This is a genomic window from Bartonella sp. CL434QHHD (assembly GCF_042195145.1).
GTDB lineage: Bacteria > Pseudomonadota > Alphaproteobacteria > Rhizobiales > Rhizobiaceae > Bartonella.
On sequence record NZ_JBHINT010000025.1, the window covers coordinates 107,921 to 131,202 of the forward strand.

The 23,282-nt window shown below is 36.9% G+C and carries 15 protein-coding genes and 1 tRNA gene; 8 read left to right on the forward strand and 8 right to left on the reverse strand.

Annotated elements, in window-relative coordinates; genetic code table 11:
* Nucleotides 1–45 precede the first annotated feature (45 nt).
* Nucleotides 46–2,154, forward strand: a complete 2,109-nt coding sequence (gene recG / locus ACFILN_RS04450; protein WP_375660034.1) for an ATP-dependent DNA helicase RecG — start codon at nt 46–48, stop codon at nt 2,152–2,154.
* A 391-nt stretch (nt 2,155–2,545) separates the two neighbouring features.
* Here recG and glmS read toward each other — a convergent pair whose 3' ends face one another.
* From glmS to ACFILN_RS04475, 5 genes are all read right to left on the reverse strand, one after another.
* Nucleotides 2,546–4,369: a glutamine--fructose-6-phosphate transaminase (isomerizing) gene (gene glmS / locus ACFILN_RS04455; RefSeq protein WP_375663102.1), complete on the reverse strand. Its 1,824-nt coding sequence runs from the start codon at nt 4,367–4,369 to the stop codon at nt 2,546–2,548.
* Nucleotides 4,370–4,542: 173 nt separating this feature from the next.
* Nucleotides 4,543–5,892 (reverse strand): bifunctional UDP-N-acetylglucosamine diphosphorylase/glucosamine-1-phosphate N-acetyltransferase GlmU, encoded by a 1,350-nt coding sequence (gene glmU, locus ACFILN_RS04460; RefSeq protein WP_375657879.1) that lies wholly within the window; start codon nt 5,890–5,892, stop codon nt 4,543–4,545.
* A 14-nt stretch (nt 5,893–5,906) separates the two neighbouring features.
* On the reverse strand, nt 5,907–6,695 hold the full coding sequence (locus ACFILN_RS04465) for a cytochrome c biogenesis CcdA family protein (protein ID WP_375631278.1): 789 nt from the start codon (nt 6,693–6,695) through the stop codon (nt 5,907–5,909).
* Nucleotides 6,696–6,738: 43 nt separating this feature from the next.
* Nucleotides 6,739–7,728, reverse strand: a complete 990-nt coding sequence (locus tag ACFILN_RS04470; protein ID WP_375664103.1) for a carboxypeptidase regulatory-like domain-containing protein — start codon at nt 7,726–7,728, stop codon at nt 6,739–6,741.
* A 39-nt stretch (nt 7,729–7,767) separates the two neighbouring features.
* Entirely contained in the window at nt 7,768–8,091 is a 324-nt protein-coding gene (locus ACFILN_RS04475; RefSeq protein ID WP_273791197.1) for an iron-sulfur cluster assembly accessory protein, read from the reverse strand.
* A gap of 108 nt (nt 8,092–8,199) precedes the next feature.
* Between ACFILN_RS04475 and ACFILN_RS04480 the strand changes: the two genes are divergently transcribed.
* From ACFILN_RS04480 to ACFILN_RS04490, 3 genes are all read left to right on the forward strand, one after another.
* Nucleotides 8,200–9,402: a deoxyguanosinetriphosphate triphosphohydrolase gene (locus ACFILN_RS04480; RefSeq protein WP_273791198.1), complete on the forward strand. Its 1,203-nt coding sequence runs from the start codon at nt 8,200–8,202 to the stop codon at nt 9,400–9,402.
* 29 nt (nt 9,403–9,431) lie between these two features.
* The gene (gene argS / locus ACFILN_RS04485) at nt 9,432–11,189 is read left to right on the forward strand and encodes an arginine--tRNA ligase (RefSeq protein WP_375637463.1); all 1,758 of its coding nucleotides are present in this window, start codon (nt 9,432–9,434) and stop codon (nt 11,187–11,189) included.
* A 151-nt stretch (nt 11,190–11,340) separates the two neighbouring features.
* Complete coding sequence (locus tag ACFILN_RS04490; protein ID WP_375670970.1) at nt 11,341–13,857, forward strand: SPOR domain-containing protein; 2,517 nt, start codon at nt 11,341–11,343, stop codon at nt 13,855–13,857.
* Nucleotides 13,858–14,033: 176 nt separating this feature from the next.
* Here ACFILN_RS04490 and ACFILN_RS04495 read toward each other — a convergent pair whose 3' ends face one another.
* Nucleotides 14,034–14,309, reverse strand: coding sequence for a hypothetical protein (locus ACFILN_RS04495; protein ID WP_273791201.1), 276 nt, complete (start codon nt 14,307–14,309; stop codon nt 14,034–14,036).
* 310 nt (nt 14,310–14,619) lie between these two features.
* Between ACFILN_RS04495 and ACFILN_RS04500 the strand changes: the two genes are divergently transcribed.
* Nucleotides 14,620–15,726, forward strand: coding sequence for a branched-chain amino acid aminotransferase (locus tag ACFILN_RS04500; RefSeq protein WP_273791202.1), 1,107 nt, complete (start codon nt 14,620–14,622; stop codon nt 15,724–15,726).
* A 105-nt stretch (nt 15,727–15,831) separates the two neighbouring features.
* Here the strand turns inward: ACFILN_RS04500 and glpX are convergent, their stop codons facing one another.
* A complete protein-coding gene (gene glpX / locus ACFILN_RS04505; protein WP_375667608.1) occupies nt 15,832–16,818 on the reverse strand; it encodes a class II fructose-bisphosphatase in 987 nt (328 codons plus the stop codon).
* Between the two features lie 140 nt (nt 16,819–16,958).
* Nucleotides 16,959–18,275, reverse strand: coding sequence for a homoserine dehydrogenase (locus tag ACFILN_RS04510; protein WP_273791204.1), 1,317 nt, complete (start codon nt 18,273–18,275; stop codon nt 16,959–16,961).
* A 1,346-nt stretch (nt 18,276–19,621) separates the two neighbouring features.
* Here ACFILN_RS04510 and ACFILN_RS04515 point away from each other — a divergent pair.
* The 3 genes from ACFILN_RS04515 (at nt 19,622) to ACFILN_RS04525 (ending at nt 23,266) form a co-directional block, all read left to right on the forward strand.
* Nucleotides 19,622–19,696: transfer RNA gene (locus ACFILN_RS04515), tRNA-Glu, on the forward strand.
* Between the two features lie 812 nt (nt 19,697–20,508).
* The gene (locus ACFILN_RS04520) at nt 20,509–21,723 is read left to right on the forward strand and encodes an NADP-dependent isocitrate dehydrogenase (protein ID WP_375631315.1); all 1,215 of its coding nucleotides are present in this window, start codon (nt 20,509–20,511) and stop codon (nt 21,721–21,723) included.
* A gap of 118 nt (nt 21,724–21,841) precedes the next feature.
* Nucleotides 21,842–23,266, forward strand: a complete 1,425-nt coding sequence (locus tag ACFILN_RS04525) for an MFS transporter (RefSeq protein WP_375631314.1) — start codon at nt 21,842–21,844, stop codon at nt 23,264–23,266.
* The last annotated feature ends 16 nt before the right edge of the window (nt 23,267–23,282 follow it).

Consider the following 23,282-nt stretch of genomic DNA (forward strand, 5'->3'; position numbering starts at 1 on the left):
TTCTAAAGGTCTAGAAAAAACAAAAAGGGCAGGTTAAGTTTGCTCATGCCTCCAAGTCTTCTTACCCCTCTTTTTAATTCTATTCGAACTCTTTCTGGTATTACACCTAAAGTCTATGGTTTATTGACCAAACTCTTAGATGTTAATCCTACACAACGAGAAGCAACCCTTATTGACCTTCTTCAATTAATGCCCCATTCCGTTATAGACCGCAGAATGCGTCCCAGTATTGCTTGTGCAAAAGAAGGAGATACTGTTACGCTCGAAATTATCATCGATCAACATCAATCACCACCCCGTGGTCACAACCGAATTCCCTATCGAGTTATTGCCCATGATCACACAGGAAAAATAAATTTAGTCTTTTTTCATGCTCAACCTCTTTGGCTAAAAAAACAACTCCCCGAAGGAAAAAAAGTCATTATATCAGGAAAAGTTGAATGGTTTAATGGACAGCTTTCAATGGCGCATCCAGACTATATTGCCTCGAGCGAACAATCAAATCAGATACCTCTCATCGAACCTGTCTATCCCTCTACTGCAGGACTAACTGCAAAGACACTAAGACGCGCCATACAAAACGCTCTTGATTTTATTCCACTCCTCCCAGAATGGATAGATGAAAATGTGAAAAAGCAGCAAAATTTTCCTTCTTTTTCTGTTGCTTTACGCCGTATCCATGCGCCCATTAACCCCGACGATCTATCCTTAGAAAGTACAGCACGCAAACGTCTTGCCTATGATGAATTGCTCGCTTGTCAATTGGCACTAGGACTCGTGCGTTTGAAAACTAAATCTCTTGTTGGCACTTCTCGACCATCAACAGGAATTTATACTAAAAAATTGCTCAATATCCTCCCCTTTCAACTCACAACCGGACAAAAAAAAGCAGTAGAAGATATCGCAAATGATCTTGCTTCACCAGAACCGATGCTAAGACTACTTCAAGGTGATGTAGGCGCAGGAAAAACTGTTGTTGCATTGATGGCAATGGCACAAATTGCTGAAAATTCAGGACAATCAGCTTTAATGGCACCAACCGAAGTGCTTGCCAGGCAACATTTTGCCACCATCGCTCCTCTTGCCGAAAAGGTCGGATTACAAACAACCCTTTTAACAGGACGAGAAAAAGGGAAGTTGAGGACAAATATCGTGAATGATATTCTGTCAGGTCAAGTTTCTATTGTCATCGGAACCCATGCTCTCATACAAAACAGCGTTACTTATAATAATCTCGCTTTAACCATTATCGATGAACAACACCGTTTTGGTGTCCATCAACGTATCGCTCTTACAGAAAAAGGCAATAAAGCTGATATGCTGGTTATGACCGCCACACCCATTCCGCGCACACTCGTCTTAACAGCTTTTGGTGATATGGATGTCTCTAAAATTACCGAAAAACCAATGGGACGACAACCCATTACAACAGCAACGCTTTCTTTGAAACGTCTTCATGAGCTTATAGAGAGAATCGCAATTGCATTAGAAAAAGGAGAAAAGCTCTATTGGATTTGTCCTTTAGTAGAAGAATCGACAGCTCTTGATCTCACTTCAATTGAAAACCGCTTTGCATTTCTCCATGAGCGCTTTGGAGCACACGTTGGTATGATCCATGGAAAAATGTCTACAGCAGAAAAAGAAGCCGCTATGGCATCTTTTAAATGTGGAAATACACGTATTTTAGTTGCAACCACCGTCATTGAAGTGGGAGTAGATATTCCAGATGCTTCGATCATTATCATCGAACACGCGGAACATTTTGGCCTTTCACAATTGCACCAATTACGTGGACGTGTAGGACGAGGCGATAAAAAATCTTCCTGCATTTTGCTCTATAAAGATCCACTGACTAAAACAGCAGCAACACGCCTTAATATTATCCGCAATACAGAAGATGGTTTTGAAATTGCTGAAGAAGATTGGCGCCTACGAGGCGAAGGAGAACTTTTAGGTACAAAACAATCCGGAGTCCCTGAATTTCATATAGCAAACCTTGCAGTTCATAGCGATCTTTTGTCAATGGCAAGAAAATATGCTCGTTTATTTTTACAACGCGATCCTCATCTTTCTTCTGAGCAAGGACAAGCTTTACGGTTGCTCCTTTATCTTTTCGGACACAACGATGCTGCACGCCTCTTACGAGCAGGATAACAAAGACCCTCTAATAAAAAACTTAAATACCTCTCTGTTCAAATATGGTTTTCTCTCTTAGAATTACCCATAAATGATCTACGCAGTCTCTTAGCATCTTTATGCTTCATGAACGAATAACAAATCAACAGCACTATCTTCTCTCTCAATCTGAATTATTCTTGCATTAAAACAGTAGAAGCAATATTGCGTCTTTTTCTACCATTATATTCACATAACTGATCTATTTTTTGATAGGTAAGAAAATATTTTTCGTTTTATCGTAAAGGATTTAGAAAGAAAAAACTTTTCTTCAGTATTCTCGTTCAACAGAGAAAAATGAAAAAATAAGTTTCATTATAAATCAATTTCTTACACTTGATTATTCTCCAAAAGATTCAGAAATATACTTTTATTCAACCGTGACTGATTTTGCTAAATTACGGGGTTGATCAACATCTGTTCCTAATAAAACAGCCGTATGATAAGCGATTAACTGAACAGGGAGTGCATAAATAATAGGAGAAATAAATTCTGGAACATCTGGCAAAGTGATCGTTGATAAAGTCTTAAGACAAGCTACTTCTGCTCCTTTTTTATCGGTTATTAAAATAATACGACCATTACGCGCTACCACTTCTTGCATATTAGAAAAAGTTTTTTCAAACCACCGATCATACGGTGCAACAACAATAACGGGTATTGTCTCATCCACCAGAGCAATTGGTCCATGCTTTAATTCACCTGCCGCATAACCTTCAGCATGAATATAAGAAAGCTCTTTCAGTTTAAGGGCTCCCTCCAAAGCAATCGGATAAGAAGTTCCACGTCCCAGATAAAGAACACTTTTTGCATTTACCAAATCACGACAAATACATTCAATTTTTCTCTCTAGTTTTAAGACCTCATTTAAAATACGTGGAACTTCTGCCAACTGTTGAACCAGTTTCTTTTCCATTTGAGCCGAGAGATAGCCACGTTGTTTAGCAGCACTAAGTGCTAGTGAAGCAAGCGTTGCCAATTGACAGGTAAAAGCTTTTGTTGAAGCAACACCTATTTCCGGTCCGGCAAGTGTTGGGAGAATAAAATCAGCCTCCCTTGCCATTGTTGATTGCTCTACATTCACAATTGTTGCTGTTTGTACACCCCGCTCACGACAATAACGCAAAGAAGCCAATGTATCAGCTGTCTCACCAGATTGAGAAACAAACAGCGATAACACATCAGACGTTATAGGAGGTTCACGATAACGAAACTCCGAAGCAACATCATTATCAACACTTAAAGCGGCAAATTTCTCAAACCAATAGCGCGCAACTAAGGTTGAATAATACGCCGTTCCACAACTCGCAAAAAGGAGACGATGAATATTTTTCCAATCAATCAAATTCTCAAGGGGTCGAACGACATAATTTCCAAGATCAAGATAATGCGCCAAATTATGAGAAATCACTTCAGGTTGTTCAAACATTTCCTTGTGCATAAAATGACGATGATTACCCTTAGAAATCAATAAAGCCCCTTCAAGTAATGTCGTCACAGGACGTTTTACCGGTTGGTTATTAGCATCATAAATTGTAACACCCTCCCGTGTGAGAACAGCCCAATCCCCATCTTCCATATAGCTAATATAATCAACGAATGGTGCCAAAGCAATCGCATCTGACCCCACAAAAAATTCATCTTTTCCATAACCAATTGCCAGAGGTGGACCAGAACAAGCCGCAATCATAAGGTTATCTTCACCTTCGAAAATAAGAGCAATAGCAAAAGCCCCCTGCAGCCTTTTCCAACTGGTGCGTATGGCTTCTTGCGGAGAAAGACCATCTTTTAATGCACGCGTTATTAAATGTGCAATAACTTCCGTATCCGTCTCTGTTACAAAGATACAACCATCCTCTATGAGTTCCTTTTGCAGTTCTACAAAGTTTTCAATAATACCATTATGAACAATCGCAAGCTTTTCAGTCACATGGGGATGCGCATTGCGTTCAACAGCAATTCCATGCGTAGCCCAACGGGTATGACCAATCCCTAAATTTCCCTCCAGAGGTGTTTTTTTTAATTTTTCTTCTAAATGAACAAGCTTCCCCTCAGCACGTACACGATAAAGATGCCCATTATGGACCGTTGCCACCCCAGATGAATCATACCCTCTATATTCAAGACGTTTTAACCCCTCAACCAAAGAGGACGAAACACACCTCTTTCCAAGAATTCCAATAATTCCACACATTAAAAAGCTCCAACCCACATCTTAAGATTTAAATCTTATAAAACAATCCAACAGCCTTTATTTAAAACTATAAATAATAAAAATAATTCAAACATGGAGTACGGCAATCTTTAAGAATAAACCTCCCATCCATCGTTAGATTAACACGAAACAAAAGAATAAGCCGAAAATAATCATTTTTTCTGTTTGTTTTCTAACAAGCGCTCTCGAAATTTTGTCGCATAGCCCTCTTTTATAACCTGTCGTGCACGCCCAAAAGCCATACTGTTCATAGGAATATTTTCAGTAATAACACTTCCTGAAGCAACATAAGAGCCATCCCCTATTATCAATGGGGAAACAAGTGCCGTATTAGACCCAACAAAAGCATGATCACCAATCACGGTTTTATATTTGTTAAATCCATCATAATTGCAAGTAATTGTACCGGCTCCAATATTGGTATGTGCACCAATTTCAGCATCACCAATATAACTTAAATGATTGATTTTAGAAGATTCTCCTACCTTAGCTTGTTTGACTTCACAAAAATTTCCAATCTTTACGGACTTCGCCAACTCTGTTCCAGGACGCAAACGTGCATAGGGACCAATCTGTGCATCTCTACCAACCACAGCACCTTCGAGATAACTAAATGCATGAATAACCGCACCAGATTGTACTTTTACGCTTAACCCAAAATAAACATTTGGTTCTATCACCACTCCTGGTTCAATTTCTGTATCATAAGAAAAATAGAGTGTTTCTGGCTTTAAGAGTGTAACACCCGATAACATTAAATCGCGCGCTTTACGTTTTTGCCACAAAGAATCAGCCTCAGAAAGCTCAAGACCATTGTTAATTCCTACAATATCTTCAAAAGGAACTTCAACAACACGCACATCTAATCCCTTGCGTGTTGCAAGAGAAGCAATATCTGTTAAGTAATATTCTTTTTTCACATTGTTATTACCAACTTTCTCTAAAAGAGAAAGTGCATGTTTTCCACGCATAGCGAGTATTCCACCGTTACAAAAAGAAATCTTTTTTTCTTCATCGCTAGCGTCTTTTTCTTCTACAATTGCAATCAATTGACCATTTTTCTCGAGAAGACGCCCATAACCTGTTGGATTTTTGGTATGAAAACCTGCAAAAACAACATCTGCTCCATCAGCAAGCTGTGCACGCATTTGGTGCAATGAATCTTGCTGAATGAGAGGAGTATCCCCAAAAACAATGAGAACATCATCCACTTCCTTTTGCAAAGCTGAACGAGCAGACAAAACAGCATGAGCTGTTCCTAAACGCTCTTTTTGTTCAAAAATCATTACATCTTTTACAAATGACTGAACAACGTGCGTAACCTCCTTAGCACCAAATCCCACAACAACTGCTAATTGTGAAGAGCCTGCCAATTCTATTTGTTTTAGAACATGGCATATAAGAGGCAATCCAGCAATTTTATGAAGTACCTTAGGCAGAGACGATTTCATGCGCGTCCCCTCACCTGCGGCAAGAACAATAGAAAGACAACTTCTAACCATAAAAACACATAAGACTAACGAGAAAATCCAAAAAAATTCATAATATTGTGCCAACGAATATCTTCAATATAACTCAACGAAGGATAATGTTCTAAAAGCCAAAATGAAAGATCCTGCATAGAACCTGTTAAAAACAAAATCCCTGTAAGAATAAGAAAAACACCAATAATTTTTTCAACTTTTCCTAAATGAATACGAAAAGCTCCTAAAAATCGCATAAAACTGCTCGAAAATAAAGCTGCTAACATAAAAGGAATAGCAAGACCTAATGCATAAACCGCTAAGAGAACAGCTCCCTCTCCCACAGTTTCTTTTGTTCCAGCAAGCGTTATAATAGGACCTAAAATAGGGCCAATACACGGTGTCCAACCAAAAGCAAAAGCTAAACCGATAATATACGCGCCTAAAGGACCAGCAGGTGTTTTTTTGGTCTGAAAACGCGCTTCACGAAATAAAAAAGCGATTTTGAAAATCCCCAAAAAATTTAAACCAAAAATAATAATGACAATTCCAGCAGCAAGAGCAAACCAATCACGATAATAACCGATGAATTTCCCAATTGTGCTAGCACTGGCACCTAAAGCAACAAAAACAGTCGTAAACCCAAGAACAAAAGCAATAACAGAAGACAGTAAAGCCCACCGTATAAAGACTTTCTCATCAGGCTTTTCTGAACGAAAATCATCAATACCAACCCCTGCCATATAGCACAAATAAGGAGGAACTAATGGCAAAACGCATGGTGACAAAAAAGAGAGTGCCCCAGCAAAAAACACACCAACTGTTGAAATTTCAATCAAAATTCATACCCCGTCTTTCATCATAGCTTACCCCCATGAACAACAATCAATCCACATCTTCATCAATTTGTTGCATATTTTGTTCATTCGCCACCACACTTATATCTTCATCATGACCAGAAACGACTGAAAAAACTTTCTGATAGATTTTATCTTTATTTTTAGCAATTGCAATATACTCTCCCTCCGCTAACACGAGTGAAACATACGCACCAACTGTTTCATAAACGATATCACCAGAATCATTGGCAAGAGACCAACTTGTATCTGCAAGCGCTTCCCCTCCTTCTTGCCGTACCAGTTTTAAGACAATCTGAGCGGCCTGATGTTCAAGAGTAACTTCTGTTATTTTACCAGCATCCACTTGAATATCCGAACGAGCCGTCGCATTAATGGAACCATAATGGGAAGCAACATGGTAGCGGCCAGCTTTTAAACGCACAACTGATTGGGGTTTAACATTTGATATAATCACTCCCGTATCATCATTTTCTTTTTCATCCTCATAAATGGTAAAACGGAGTTCCTTTTCATTCATTACGCCATTGAGCAGTGTTGCATTTAAAATGACACCACCAGCCTCAAGATTAAAGTTTTTTACAAGACTCTGCCCATTTTCTAAACGAATATGGCGCACAGCACTCATATGACCAAATGAGACATGAACAAGATAACTTCCTGGTTCGAGATCAAAACGTGCACTTCCCCCCTTATAGGTTGCCACTAATGGTAATTTATTATCAATCCCTAGAATAGGGGCATAAACCCGCCAGACAAGCCCTTTTTCAATATCCGGATGACTATTTGTTAATCGAGCATTCAAAATGAGTTGTGTTTGATATGCTAAATTTTCGTTTTCCTGCTCTTGAGTCTTTACAATAAAACTCCTTGATTGTCCCTGCTGCTGATCTTGCCCTTCTCCTGCTTCAGAAAAAGCACAGTGGCTCCAAGTCAATAAAGCAAGCACCACGCACAACCATATACATCGGTGCACTATTTTTATAAGAATACCCATTTTTGCATTGTTGACCAACATGATCTTTTTTTCAAGAAACAATATCACACAGCCATCATTTTAAATTGAGAAACTTACACCACAACCACATGATGAAACAGCATTGGGATTGTGGATTTGAAAAGACTGCCCCATAAGATCATCAACAAAATCAATCTCAGCTCCTTCCATGAAAGGAAGTGATAGTAAATCAATAAACACAACTGCCCCGTCTTTTTTGAGAACGAGGTCATCTTCACACATTTCAGAAACCAAGTCATATTTATAAGAAAAACCAGAACACCCACCACCTTCAACAGAAATACGTAATGCTATTTTATCGGGTTCACGCAAAAGTATCTGTGCAATTTTTTTAGCAGCAACATCTGAAATTTTCACATTCATTTTATATATCCTTGCATTAAACCATCAAGAAAGAGTATCCCACACTCAAAGATCAGTTTATTTGTCATAAACCACTCTCGATTTTAAGATGATAATGGGCAGCTTGCAATGGATATAGGCAATATCAACTTCAATTACCAATCTCGAGCAGTGTACAGTGCTCATCCACAAACAAGCCGTGGTCGGTTATACCATGAAACGATGAGCACCACACGCTCACCTTTTCAACGAGATAGAGATCGTATTATTCATTCTAATGCATTTCGACGTCTTAAACATAAAACGCAAGTGTTTATTGCTGATGAAAGCGATCATTACCGTACTCGCCTAACCCATTCCATAGAGGTTTCTCAAATTGCAAGAACATTAGCCCGTGCCCTGTGTCTTGATGAAGACCTTGCCGAAGCCATTGCCCTTGTTCACGACTTTGGACACACACCCTTTGGCCATGCTGGAGAAGATGCTCTTAATGAAGCCATGGTACATTATGGCGGCTTTGATCATAATGCACAAGCATTACGCATTGTAACAAAACTAGAACAGCGCTATGCAAATTTTGATGGACTTAACCTTACATGGGAAACCCTCGAAGGACTTGTAAAGCACAATGGCCCCCTTTTAGGTCCCCACGCGAAGAATAAGGAGGTTCCTATCGATATTTTACAATACAATGCAAAGCAAGACCTTGCACTCGATTGTTTTGCAGGACTAGAAGCGCAATGTGCTGCTATTGCAGATGATATCGCATACAATGCGCATGATATTGATGATGGTCTACGTTCGCAATTTTTAACACTCGATCAATTTGAACATGTTTCACTAACAGCAGCAATATTAAAAGATATAACAGATGAGCATCCCCATCTCGACCAAACGCGTCGCGGTTACACACTTGTACGAAGACAAATAACAACCATGGTTGAAGATGTTATCAAACAGTCACAAAAAAATTTAGCACGCATCAAACCAACAAGCATAAACGATATTCACCAAGCAAAACAAACTATTGTCACCTTTTCACCAACAATGACCGTTTATGAAAAAGAACTAAAAAACTTTTTATTTAAAAATCTTTACTATCATGAACAAGTTCTTAGTCGTCGCAATGCAGCAAAATGCATTGTACAAAAATTATTCAATTGTTATTATGAAAATCCAAATACAATGCCTGAAAGTTGGCAGAGCAAAACAGTGCACTTAAAAAATCAAGAGTTAGCACGTTTGATTGCTGACTTTCTTTCAGGCATGACAGATCACTACGCTCTACGTGAATATCACCGTTTATTTGACCATACAGATAATTTCGTTTAATGGCTTTGGCATCATCATGGAAGCTAAATATGAATATCTTTAAAAACTTCGAAAAAAAAATTAAGAGATCAATTGAATTATCTGATCTAAAAGGAAAAAATGGAGAAGATCTAGATTTATCAAAAATCACTGTTGATCCTCCACGTGATTCCTCCCATGGTCATTTATCAACCAATGCTGCTATGGTGCTTGCAAAATCTATTGGAATCAATCCACGTGCACTTGCAGATAAAATCATAGAACTTCTTAAAAATGATCCCTCTATCGAAAATATAGATGTTGCCGGTCCTGGTTTTATAAACATAAAGCTTACAAAATTATTTTGGCAAGATGCTATAAAATCCATGCTTGAATTAGGCACTTCTTATGGTCGTATTCCAATGGGACAAGGAAAACGCATCAATGTTGAATATGTCTCAGCAAATCCGACAGGACCAATGCATGTAGGACACTGCCGCGGAGCAGTTGTTGGGGATGTTCTCTCCAATTTGCTGCAATTTACGGGCTATAACATTACAAAAGAATATTATATCAATGATGCTGGTCAACAAATCGAAGTCCTCGCCCATTCTGTACTATTGCGCTATCGTGAGGCTCTTGGGCAAAAAATTAATGAAATTCCAGAAGGACTCTATCCTGGAGAATACTTGATACCATTGGGTCAATCGCTTGCTCAAGAGTTTGGTGACCAACTCCTCACGATGGATAAAGATGAAGCCTTATCTCTTGTGAAAGAACGTGCAATTCATGCAATGATGTCCATGATTCGCGAAGATTTGGCTGCTCTTAATATTTATCATGATATCTTTTTCTCTGAGCGAATGCTTTATGCTGATAATGCACGCGCCATTCGTAACACCATCAACGACCTCACTTTAAATGGTTATATCTACAAAGGAAAACTCCCCCCTCCCAAGGGACAAAATACAGAAGACTGGGAACCAAGCGAACAAACTTTGTTCCGTTCAACAAATGTCGGTGATGACCAAGACCGTGTTTTAGTCAAATCTGACGGTTCTTACACTTATTTTGCTGCTGATGTTGCTTATTTTCGGGATAAATTTAATCGTCATTTTGATGAAATGATTTATATTCTAGGCGCAGACCATGCTGGCTATGTAAAGCGGCTGGAGGCAATGGCAAAAGCAATTTCTGGGGATAAGGCTAAATTAAGTGTCTTCTTGTGTCAATTGGTAAAACTTTTTCGCAACGGTCATCCTGTACGCATGTCAAAAAGAGCAGGATCTTTTGTCACTCTACGGGATGTTGTCGAAGAGGTTGGGCGTGATCCTGTGCGTTTTATGATGCTATACCGTAAGTGTGAAGCACCTCTTGATTTTGATTTTGCAAAAGTAACAGAACAATCAAAAGATAACCCCATCTTTTACGTACAATATGCAAGTGCACGTTGTCACTCAGTCTTTCGTCAAGCACAAGAAGCGCTTCATATTAAAAGCTTTTCAAATGATACATTGATTGCCCATCTTCATCGATTAACAGATGACCATGAAATATTGTTAATACGCAAACTTTCTGAATATCCACGTATCATTGAACAGGCCGTAGTTCATAAGGAACCGCATCGATTAGCGTTTTATCTTTATGACCTTGCCTCCAATTTTCACACCCATTGGAATAAAGGGAGTGAAAATCTCAATTTACGCTTTATTCAACCTGATGATAAAGAGTTATCCTTTGCAAGATTAGGATTGATACAAGCTGTTATCAATATTTTATCATCAGGGCTTACCATCATAGGAGTCGAAGCACCCATAGAAATGCGTTGAAAAAGTTCTATAAATACATACAATAGGTACTCTATTGATAAACTTTTTCATGTATCATTGCATGAGAGGGGGAAAATTTATAATTTTAATATAACAAATCAAAATCAACCATTGATTGCACGTAAGTGCAAACCACCATGTGAGAAAAGCTATGAGCGATAACGATCGCAAAAATCTACACGAAACAAAACACGATCATGAACACCATGATCCTTTAGAAAGGCTTACGCGCATTTTTAATCCGCACAAACAAAGCGGAAACCAAAATGAGCAATCTTCTTTAAAAACAGATCGATCAACATCTCACCCCGAAATATCATCCCATGATGATGATTTTGATTTGTCCTTTCTAGAAGAGGAACTTGAAAATAATTTAGCACATGACTTACCGTTTGATGATCAAAAAAAACAATGGGACTTGTATGCAACCAGCAACGCAACAGCCTCAAATATTGCACAAGCTGCTTCTTTCAACCATTCAAAACAAAATAATTTATCTGAAGAGAAATATTCTTCACCTAGCAGTCATGATGAAGAACAAATTTTAGATGAGCTTTCTCCATTACCAATCCCAAAGAATCAATCACATCAACAGAAAACAACAGCAACCAGTGCTGATCCTTTTCTTGAAAAAAGTAATCTTATGTCACAATCAGAATCAGAAAATTTCTTTTTTGATAAATCTGAAAGGCACGAAAATAAGAGAGAGATGCCAGAAGATGTTGAACAAACCAATCGTTTTTCACAAATAAATTCACAACAACCTGAGACTACGAATATACAAAAAACTTATGATGACAATCCAAACCTCTATGACACTCCTATAAACCATCCCTATAAAATTTCAGCTGATCAAGAAAATTGGATTAAAAAAGATTATCCTGATGCCTCCTCTTCTACAGAGGAAAATGAGTTTTTCTCATCTTCTAATCTTGTGTCAGAAAGACAAAACACTGCAAGAAATCAAACAAAAAGTACCTTCTCCTCACCTTTAGATTCTCCACCAGTTGATAGACAATCTTATTTAAAGGGGGCTTCACAAGAAGATCATACAACCAATTATCCCCATTTTTTTGAAGCCCCCCCCTCACAACAAGAAACTTATAGCGAAAAAGTTCCGATATATGATGAGGCTCGAGCCCAATACATCAATAATGCCGAAGGTGCCTCTAACCCAAATAGAGAAATTTCATATAATGAAAATAATTTAGATGAGTTTCTTTCCTCATCACCCTCTTTAAATACAAAACAAACGGATGGCTTTTTTGCCCATAACTATACGCACAGAGATACTCCCCCTCCCAATGTTGATACTTATAAATTTTCAGAGGAAATCGTAGAAAAAACTGGTCCTATTATGGTTCCAGAAGTCCCGTATGAAGCGCCAGAATATGATGTGCCAACTAATGGTGGTTTAGAAGAAGAATTTGCTGATGTACTCAATGTAGGAAATGTTCCAACAGATAATTTTTCTCAAAAACAACAGAAGAATGAAGTTTTTAGTGAAGTTTTTCATCAGTCTATGCAAAATTCAAAAGAAGGTGTTTATATAAACTCTAAAGAACAAAATTCCGACTATTCTTCTTCTGCCAATATGGAATATAATTTCCCCTCTTTTAGCGAGAATTCATCATACACAAGCTCAGATGAGGTTCCCACGCATCCATCAGCTCCTCCTCCCTTAAAAAGTTTTATTTTTGGTAAAACTTTCATTAAAGGTTTTTTTATACTTATTTTAATAGGAATTGGGTTTGCAGGTTATTCTCACTTTTTTATGCCATCACAAAAAAATGAAGAAACGGTCATTATCCACGCTGATAATACGCCTTTTAAATTCAAACCAGAAACAACTGAAACGAAAAATGATGTTGCACATAATTTAGATATCTATAAACAAACAACTGAACAAAATGAGAAACAAGAAAATACACAACAATTTCTTATTGATAACTCTGAACAACCTGAAAATTTAAAAGAATTAAACCCTGAAGAATCTTCAAACGTTTCCTCATCGTCTTTAAATGAATCTGATGTTGAAGTTGCAGTCACAGAAGCCATAAACCATACTATTCCAATGCGAGAAGTACAAACTGTTATTGTCAATCAAGATGGTACAGTTACACTAGCCCCCGCGCATCAAACAAACAGCAAAACTGCTGCTCAATCTGAAGAAAGCATTGATCAAGCTTCTAATGAACTTCAAGATTCGTCCCTTGTTTCGTCGCATGATTCTGATATAAACGACCAAGAAAGAGATCATGATCTCAAAAATAATATTGATAAAATAATTGCAGAAAATAATTCTAGCTCAAATATTGAAGAAAAATTTATCCCTATTCCTTCTCATGCAGAAAGAAATACACAAGTTGAAACACCAGCCGCGTCTCGCTCCACATCACCAAACAGAGTCGCAGCACAAAATTCAGAAAGTTATTACGTACAACTTGCATCTCAACCAACGCATGAGCTCGCTAGAAATTCTTTAAAAAATATGAAATCTAAATTTGGATTCCTTATCGGCGCCCGTTCTTTAAATATTCAATCCGCTTTTATACCAGGAAAAGGTACTTATTACCGTGTTCGGATTCAAGCGCAAGACCGTAATGAAGCCATAATCCTTTGTGAATCCATTAAAAGTTCTGGTGGAAGCTGCTTCATCACACGCTAAACCAAACATGCAACGGTTGTTAAAACCGTTGCATGATTTATTTTCATACCATTTAATTACTTATCAAAAACTTCAGAAATTAAAATCGTTCCAATCTTTTTATGTCTTTGTGCTGACTTTATTCCTTAATCTACGTCGATTTTCGCCCTATCTAAAAGATTATATTTATGAAAAAATCACTCCGTACCCTTATAGGTATAAGGTACAGGAGGAAGTGAATTTAAATCTTTTTTTGGCGTTGTTACACTTTGGCTTGTTTCTGGAGTATTATAACGCGAACTATGTTCAGGAGATTTTGCAAAAAAAGATCCTAAAAAACCAAAAATAAACCAAATAATAACCATCGCAAGAAGAATAGCAAAAATACCCTTAGCGATTGAAACACGTTGTTCACGACCTTTTCTTTCTGCGGCCATACGTTCTTCATATGTGTGATAATTTTTATCAATCATAGTGGATTCCTTTTCTCAATTTCCTTACCTTTAAATTTCTAGAAAATATGCATATATGAAATTATTCAGATACTTATTATGAGAAAACGATAATTATAGACAAAAGTTCCAGCTTACTTCATAAAGTTGAGAAAAAGAGGCGAGGATAGAATTAAAATATCTACCCTACCCTAGCCTTTGAATTCTATAATAAACCCCTTTGTATTCTATAATAAAACATTGACACAAAGGTTTTGTTAATAATAGAGTTATAATCAAAATATTTCATTATTTTTATTAATAAAAATGAAACATACTCAAAAGGTTTTTTATGAAATCTCCCATATCATCGCTTCCCTTTAAAATAGAAAAGCACCCATCTCCTCTGTCAGAAGAAAAATATGAAGAAATTTTAAAAAGTCCCGGTTTTGGTCAATTTTTTACAGACCACATGTGTACTATTCAATGGACTGAAGACAAAGGCTGGCACAATGCTATCATCTCTCAATACAAAGCTTTAGAAATTAACCCTGCAAGTACCGTTTTACATTACGGACAGGAAATTTTTGAGGGTTTAAAAGCATATCGTGCAAAAGATGGGCGCATCTTGCTCTTCCGTCCTGATGCCAATGCACAACGCTTTATAGAATCAGCGAGGCGTTTAGCTATGCCAGAATTGCCAAAAGATATTTTTCTGGATGCCGTTCATCAATTAGTAAAGATTGATCAAAAATGGGTTTCTGATCAGCCCAACGCTAGCCTCTATATCCGTCCATTTATGTTTGGCAATGAAAACTTTTTGGGAGTCCGCCCTTCTCAAAAATATCTTTTTTGTATCATAGCCTCTCCAGTTGAATCCTATTTTAAAGGAGAAGAAAAATCTGTCAGCGTCTGGATTGAAACAGATTATAGTCGTGCCGGTCCAAGAGGAACAGGGGCTGCCAAATGTGGTGGAAACTATGCAGCAAGCTTACTTGCACAAAAAAGTGCAACTGAAAACAATTGTAGCCAAGTACTCTTTCTTGATATGATTGAACATAAATGGATTGAAGAACTTGGTGGTATGAATGTCTGCTTTATTATGGACAATAATACACTTGTAACCCCCCCACTTAATGGAACTATCCTTCCAGGAATAACACGTCATTCACTCTTAGAGTTGGCAAAACAAATGGGATTAAAAATAGAAGAGCGTCCTTATTCTTTTGCCGCGCTTCAAGAAGATGCAAAGAGTGGACACCTTAAAGAAGCCTTTGCTTGTGGTACAGCTGCCGTTGTCACATCAATTGGTCGTTTTAGATATAAAGGAGGAGAATTTATTATTGGAAATGAAACAGTTGGAGAAGTCACAAAGCAGCTTCGTACACAATTGGTTGGCATTCAAAAAGGGAACATAGAAGATAAAAATGGCTGGGTGCATTCTGTGCAGCTCTCATAATATTAAGGGTATTCCCATATCTATAAACGCTTCCATGAAAGTAGCTTCATGGGAGCGTATTTCCTAAAAAAACTCCTTTTATTTTTAGTGATAAAAAAGAAAACATTAATCAAATTTTGAATGATCTCTATGCTTTGCTTTAATATTACGAACTGTACCCGTATGGGCGCGCATTACGAGAGTTTCCGTTTGAATGTAGTGAGGTGTAAATTTAACACCAGAAAGCATATTACCATCTGTCACCCCTGTTGCTGAAAACAAAACATCACCCTTTGCCATTTCTTCCATTGTATAAACCTTATTGGGATCACTAATCCCCATTTTAGCTGCACGAGCAATTTTCTCTTCTGTATCAAGCAGCAAACGACCTTGCATCTGTCCTCCAATGCAGCGCAAAGCAGCAGAAGCTAAAACACCTTCAGGTGCTCCACCAATCCCCATATAGATATCAATACCTGTTTCTTCTGGATCAGTTGTATCAATAACAGCAGCCACATCTCCATCCCCAATCAAGCGAATCGACGCCCCTGTCGCTCGTACTTCATCAACCAATTTTTCATGACGAGGTCTATCCATAATACAAACAACAATCTGATTAACAGCCACTCCTTTAGCCTTCGCAAGAGCATGTATATTATCGGTAGGAGAAGCATCTATATCGACTATTCCCTTTGGATAACCAGGACCAATAGCAATTTTGTTCATATAAACATCAGGAGCGTAAAGGAGATTACCCTTTTCAGCAATTGCAACTACTGCCAAAGAATTAGCAATATTTTTAGCACAAAGTGTTGTACCCTCTAGTGGATCAAGTGCAATATCGATCGCCAATCCACTTTGAAGACCCACTTTTTCTCCAATATAAAGCATAGGCGCTTCATCCCGCTCACCTTCACCAATCACCACTGTACCATCAATAGGCAATCGATTAAGTTCTTGCCGCATTGCATCTACAGCAGCCTGATCCGCTGCCTTTTCATCGCCACGTCCGCGCCAGCGTGCAGCAGCAACAGCAGCACGTTCAGTAACACGTACCAATTCAAGCGTCAAAATACGATCAAGTCCATTTAAAATCTTCTGAGTTGTGGGCATATGAAAAAATCCTACCGAATGAATACCAGAAAAATATGAGTCCTTATTAAATACTAAGAATAAAGTTTTTTGGCAAAGATGAAAATTTTTCACAAGAGATAAAAGAACTCAAGCGTGCGTTTTTATTATCAAGAAAGTTATCAATTCTTTGCCATAGGTTCAATACGAATAAATTGAGATTTTGCAACAAGATGTCCATCTTTTTCAATTTCTGCAAGTGCCTGTCGTACATTCACCTCTGTTGTTTCATGCGTAATTAAAATAATTGTTTTTTCAATTTGATCTTCTACAAAAGATCTTTGAACAATCGACTCCAATGAGATGTGATTATCAGCCATATGCCTTGCGACCGCGGCAAAAACACCAGTACGATCATGAACATTTAAACGAATAAAATAACCACCTGCATGATGCGAAATACGTGCTTTTTTATGAGGAGCAAGTTCTAATGCTGGGCGTCTTAAAACAGGTGCATACTGAAAACCAGAACGCGCTTTTGCTATATCAGCCAAATCACCAATAACGGCTGATGCTGTTGCCTTTCCTCCAGCGCCAGGACCAGAAAACAGTAATTCACCTAATAAATCACTTTGAATAGAAAGAGCATTGGTTACACCATTTATCTGTGCAATCATTGAGGATGCTGGTACCATTGTTGGATGAACGCGTTGCTCTATTCCAGAATCCGTTTTTAATGCAACCCCTAAAAGCTTAATCCGATACCCCAATTCATCAGCTGCTCGAATATCAATTTGCGAAATATTATGAATTCCTTCAACATAAACATCATCTAACGAAATAGCTGTTCCAAATGCCAAGCTTGTCAACAAAGCTAATTTATGAGCAGTATCATTTCCCTCAATATCAAAAGTTGGATCTGCTTCAGCATACCCAAGTCTCTGTGCATCTGCTAAACAATCTTTAAATGAAAGACCTTCCGTAAACATGCGTGTTAATATATAATTACAGGTTCCATTGAGAATACCATAAATTCGCGATATGCGATTACTAACAAGTGATTCTCTCATCGCTTTGATGACAGGAATCCCCCCTGCAACAGCTGCTTCAAAATGAAGAAAAACACCTTTTTTTTCTGCAATTATAGCCAGCTCTACTCCATGTCGAGCAAGAAGAGCTTTATTGGCTGTTACAACATGATGTCCCGCCTCAAGCGCTCTCTTAACAGCGGTATACACCACATCCAATTCACCACCAATTAACTCTACAAAAACATCAATCTCATCAGAAGCAGCCAACTCCACAGGTGAATCAAACCATTTTATATCACTGAGATCAAGTCCACGATTGCGGCCTTTATCGCGCGCACTAACAGCAACAACTTTGATGAATCGCCCACATTGACAAGCTAAACTATTCGCTTTTTCACATAGAGCTCGAACAACTGAAGTACCAACCGTACCAAGTCCCGCAACACCAACTTTTAAAGCTTCTGCCATTATTAACCACTGATCCCTATCTTCATTGAAAAATCGTTTAAATGATGTGCCAATCAACACAAAGAATATTTACATCCATAAGAACAAAAGAAATACCCCGCTCTATTCACTTCATTTTTTCCAATAGAATTATCCCCGCTTGTTCAATCAACATTCCTAAAAATATAATATTTATTGTCTTCAAAGATTTCAGAATCTTTATAAAATATTTAATTCAGAATGAAAATCTGTAAAACTGATAAATGCAAGTTTCCATAAAGAAAAGTTCTAAAAAATAATCAATAACAAGTTAAAGAATATTGAAGACTTAGTAAGAAAGAATAAAACATCTCTTCTAAATCAACAAGTATGGAACAAAAAACATTCTTTTATATGATAAATTAAGAGAATGGATAAAATAAAGTAGATCAGTACATAATAACACATTTCTTCCTACCATTCCATAGCTTTAAATATAAATCTTTAATGCAAAATCTTAACGCACTCATATATCAAAATAGAACCTTACATTAAAGTAAAAAACAAAACTTAATATGCGCACACCATAATTCTGAAATATTATAAATATAGAGAATAAAGTTTCAAAATTTGAATATTTTATCTCAACTTATTGCCACCTCTTTAAAAAACTAGCGAATTGAAATGAGAAAAAACTCAATCTACCCTTTATCCACGCTAATTCATTTTCAAATCAAGAACCTTCTCAATATATAAAAGAGCAAATGAAGGTTTTTTAATCTTAAATTTCTTACAGACATGTAAAAGTAAATATAAAAAATATTTTTAATATATTCTATAAAAATTGATTTAATATTTTCATTTTTATTATACAGATATCTATTTATATTTTGTTAAATTGTAAGTAATCTATGGATTATTCATAAAAAAACTTTTGTATGATTGGTATTATTTGTTAATTTGGTAATAAATATTGTATTTCTACTTTATAAATTATACATTTTTTGCTTTATGATAAGCTCAAATGAGAAATCTTCCGTATAAAGGCTCTTTCAAGCAAGTTAAATAATATTCTCATGTGACAACAAAGATAACAAACGATAAAATATGTAAAAAATAAATACATTTAAAATGCTGTTTTGATCATTTTTGCCTACTTTTCAAACTGAAAATAAATGCAAATATCATTTGCTGAGATGATACCCACATCAAAACTTTCTATCAATGATGATAACTTTACATTTTTTCTACAAAAAATCTTAGAAAATAAGATGATTCAAACAAGAGTTTCTCAAAAATTATTCAATAAAACACACTTTTTTCAAAAAAAATGACACAGAGGGCTTGCGAAGTAAAAAGATCCTCTCTATAAGCCTCATCATTGGTTTGCGCCCATCGTCTAGCGGTTAGGACATCGCCCTTTCACGGCGGAAACAGGGGTTCGATTCCCCTTGGGCGTACCATCCTCCTTTTTTCTATGTGTAATATATTCATTTTATTTGTGTTTTTAAAAATGAGGGATGCATAAATAAAAACGAGAGAACAAGATTTTAAAAGGAATTTCTTCGTAAATTAAAAGGAATCTCTTTGTAAAAAGGATACAAGAATCATTAGGTGATTAATTTCTTTGTTGCATTTCGAGGATAGTGCTTTACTGCGCACAGTTATAACAATAAGAATCTATAAAATATAAGAATTAGAGTATTCTAGCTCGCGATACGGTAATTTTATAAGTCATATTCTTGCGTATGCTGTTAATTTTTAAATTAAACCAGCCGCATCATTTATACGTTTTTTCCAACCTTCAAAACTGAAGTTTATCCCAAACGCATTTTATATGAAGCATTTCTAATTACAGTGCCTTTGTTATCACATTAAACTTTTTATAAATAAACAAACCGTAATCTTAGAGTTGAAATAGCAATATAAAAAATAGATGCTTATTCACCTCACACAACAAATCAAGAAACTATAATTCAGAATACGATCAAATTATTAAATGGAATCTCTGATAATAAAAACGCATAATCCCCGTCCCTCGGTGATCTAACTACCTTATCTATTAAACAGATTCTTCATCAATCATAGAATACTTATAGATTTATAAACACATCACTTCTTTTCAAGGATTAAACCCTCCAACAAAATTTTACACTCTATTGATAATATATTCTAAAAGCTCATATTTGAATGCTTTTTTCCCTTGTTTTTACTTTTCATTATAAAGTTGAAAGTGTTATATAAGTAGTATCGCTTAAAAGAAAAAGGATTTCTAATGGTAAAGATCAAAGTAGAAAACCCCGTTGTTGAACTTGATGGGGATGAGATGACCCGCATCATCTGGAAATATATCAAAGATAAATTAATCCATCCCTACCTCGACATTGATCTAAAATATTATGATCTTTCCGTCGAAAATCGTGATGCAACCAATGATCAAGTAACAATCGATTCTGCCAATGCTATAAAAGAATATGGGGTTGGTATAAAATGCGCAACCATCACACCTGATGAGGCACGCGTTAAAGAATTTAACCTAAAAAAAATGTGGAAATCACCTAATGGTACAATCCGCAATATTTTAGGAGGAGTCATTTTTCGCGAACCCATTATCTGTAAAAATGTCCCTCGCCTTATTCCTAACTGGACAAAGCCAATTATTATAGGACGTCACGCTTTTGGCGATCAATACAAGGCAACAGATTTTAAATTTCCAGGAAAAGGGAAATTAAGTATTAAATTTGTAGGTGATGACAATCAAGTTATTGAACATGATGTTTTTGATGCTCCAAGCGCAGGGGTTGCCATGGCTATGTATAACCTTGATGAGTCAATTCGTGATTTTGCCCGCGCATCCTTTAATTATGGACTACAACGGAATGTTCCAGTTTATCTTTCAACAAAAAATACCATTCTAAAAGCTTACGATGGTCGTTTTAAAGATATCTTTCAAGAAATATTCGATATGGAATTTAAAACTGAATTTGAAAACCGTAAATTATATTACGAACACCGTCTTATTGATGATATGGTTGCTTCTGCATTAAAGTGGTCAGGTGGATACGTATGGGCATGTAAAAACTATGATGGTGATGTCCAATCTGATATTGTTGCCCAAGGCTTTGGTTCTCTTGGTCTCATGACTTCTGTTCTCATGACACCTGATGGTAAAATTGTTGAAGCAGAGGCTGCACACGGCACCGTAACACGCCATTACCGTCAGCATCAAAGAGGCGAAGAAACATCAACAAATTCTATTGCATCTATTTTCGCATGGACACGTGGACTGGCGCACCGTGCTAAACTAGATAACAATGAGAAATTAAAAAACTTTTCCACGACATTGGAAGAAGTTTGTATTAAAACCGTCGAAGAAGGTTTTATGACTAAAGATCTCGCACTTTTGATTGGGCCTAAACAAAAATGGCTTTCTACAACAGGTTTCCTCGATAAAATTGATGAGAATCTCAAAAAAGCAATGGGCAATTAAGTTATTAATTAAATTAAAATTCAAAGCTCTAAACAGAGCTTTGAATTTCTCTTGGCAAATTCAAAGAAGTACCTTATAAGTAAAAAGAGGATAAATTTTTATTAAATAGCAAAAAACAGTGAAACAACAGAGCTGGTCTGAGCTTTTATTGGGTAAAAATGGTCTTTGCTTTTTAACGTTTACAGGTGGTGTTATATTACACGCTACCAATGTTTATATTGTTATTACTATTTTACCTTCCCTTATAAATCATATTGGCAATGAATATTATTCTTGGGTGGCGACTGTCTTTATTACAGCTTCACTCCTTGGTACTTCACTTGCAACAAAAATATTAGGGAAATTAGGTCCTCGCAACGCTTATGTTATCTCTGGTCTTATCTTTACCCTAGGCACTTTCCTGTGCAGCATTTCTTCATCTATGCCATTATTTTTAATAGGACGCTTTATTCAAGGATTGGGAAGTGGTTCTTTGTTATCTCTATCCTATTCCATGGTACGTATTGTTTTCAGCCCATCTTTATGGTCACACGCATTAAGTGTTATCTCTGGAATGTGGGGAATATCAACCTTGTTAGGACCAGCAATCGGAGGAATTTCTGTATATTATGGCCTATGGAGAGCATCCTTTTGGATCATTGGCGCATTAGCTATATTCTTCTCACTCATAGCCTTTAAAATTTTACCCAAAAAGAATGAAAACTATGTTCCAACATCCCCCCTTCCTCTTCTCCAGCTTCTCACACTCACCTTATTGATTTTTATCATCTCTGTTGGAGGAGCTATGGACACAACAATGGCAAAAATTTGCGGATTAGTTATTGGACTTAGTCTTCTCTTTGTTTTAGCAAAAATCGAATCATATAGCTTTCATCCTATGTTGCCGCGCAAATCCTTTTCTTTCTCTTCTGAAATTTTTCCTGTTTACGCATTAATACTCGTTATGACAACAGTCGTGTACAGTATAGAACTTTATTTACCACTTTTTCTTCAAGAACTTCATGGACAAGCTCCACTTATAGCCGGTTATATAGCAACACTTATGAGCCTAGGGTGGACGTGTGGAGCCCTCTCAAGTGCTGCTGTCTCCACAAAAAAAATTCGCAACATCATTATATACTCACCCCTATTAAAACTGTTAGGTATAGCGATTCTTTTATGGCTCATACCAACAGAAGTTTCCACGCTTGAATATATTTTTATTATTTGCTTAGCACTATTTTCTATTGGAATCAGTGCAGGCATAGCATGGCCACATTTGCTCACACGAATTTTACAATGTACAAATGATGAAGATGCTCTCCGTGCCAGTGAATCCCTTACCTCCGTACAACTATTTTCAGCTGCATTGAGTGCAACTCTAGCCGGAGTTATCACCAATCTTGCCGGACTCTTTAATCCTGGAGGAACAATAGGAATGATCTTAGCAGCAAAAACTCTTCTTGTAGTGCTCATTGGTTTTTTATTTTGTTTTGCTATTCCATTAGCGCTGCGCATTTCTTACTGCATGTTAAAAAATCCAACAGGACATTCCAATAATTAAATAAACATAAAAATAC

Excerpts from the sequence above, each read along its gene's own strand:
- glpX (WP_375667608.1), bottom strand. The coding sequence starts at position 16,818 with ATGCCCACAACTCAGAAGATTTTAAATGGACTTGATCGTATTTTGACG.
- glmU (WP_375657879.1), bottom strand. The coding sequence starts at position 5,892 with ATGGTTAGAAGTTGTCTTTCTATTGTTCTTGCCGCAGGTGAGGGGACG.
- recG (WP_375660034.1), top strand. The coding sequence starts at position 46 with ATGCCTCCAAGTCTTCTTACCCCTCTTTTTAATTCTATTCGAACTCTT.
- ACFILN_RS04490 (WP_375670970.1), top strand. The coding sequence starts at position 11,341 with ATGAGCGATAACGATCGCAAAAATCTACACGAAACAAAACACGATCAT.
- ACFILN_RS04475 (WP_273791197.1), bottom strand. The coding sequence starts at position 8,091 with ATGAATGTGAAAATTTCAGATGTTGCTGCTAAAAAAATTGCACAGATA.
- ACFILN_RS04510 (WP_273791204.1), bottom strand. The coding sequence starts at position 18,275 with ATGGCAGAAGCTTTAAAAGTTGGTGTTGCGGGACTTGGTACGGTTGGT.
- ACFILN_RS04495 (WP_273791201.1), bottom strand. The coding sequence starts at position 14,309 with ATGATTGATAAAAATTATCACACATATGAAGAACGTATGGCCGCAGAA.
- ACFILN_RS04470 (WP_375664103.1), bottom strand. The coding sequence starts at position 7,728 with ATGTTGGTCAACAATGCAAAAATGGGTATTCTTATAAAAATAGTGCAC.
- ACFILN_RS04520 (WP_375631315.1), top strand. The coding sequence starts at position 20,509 with ATGGTAAAGATCAAAGTAGAAAACCCCGTTGTTGAACTTGATGGGGAT.
- glmS (WP_375663102.1), bottom strand. The coding sequence starts at position 4,369 with ATGTGTGGAATTATTGGAATTCTTGGAAAGAGGTGTGTTTCGTCCTCT.
- ACFILN_RS04500 (WP_273791202.1), top strand. The coding sequence starts at position 14,620 with ATGAAATCTCCCATATCATCGCTTCCCTTTAAAATAGAAAAGCACCCA.
- argS (WP_375637463.1), top strand. The coding sequence starts at position 9,432 with ATGAATATCTTTAAAAACTTCGAAAAAAAAATTAAGAGATCAATTGAA.
- ACFILN_RS04480 (WP_273791198.1), top strand. The coding sequence starts at position 8,200 with ATGGATATAGGCAATATCAACTTCAATTACCAATCTCGAGCAGTGTAC.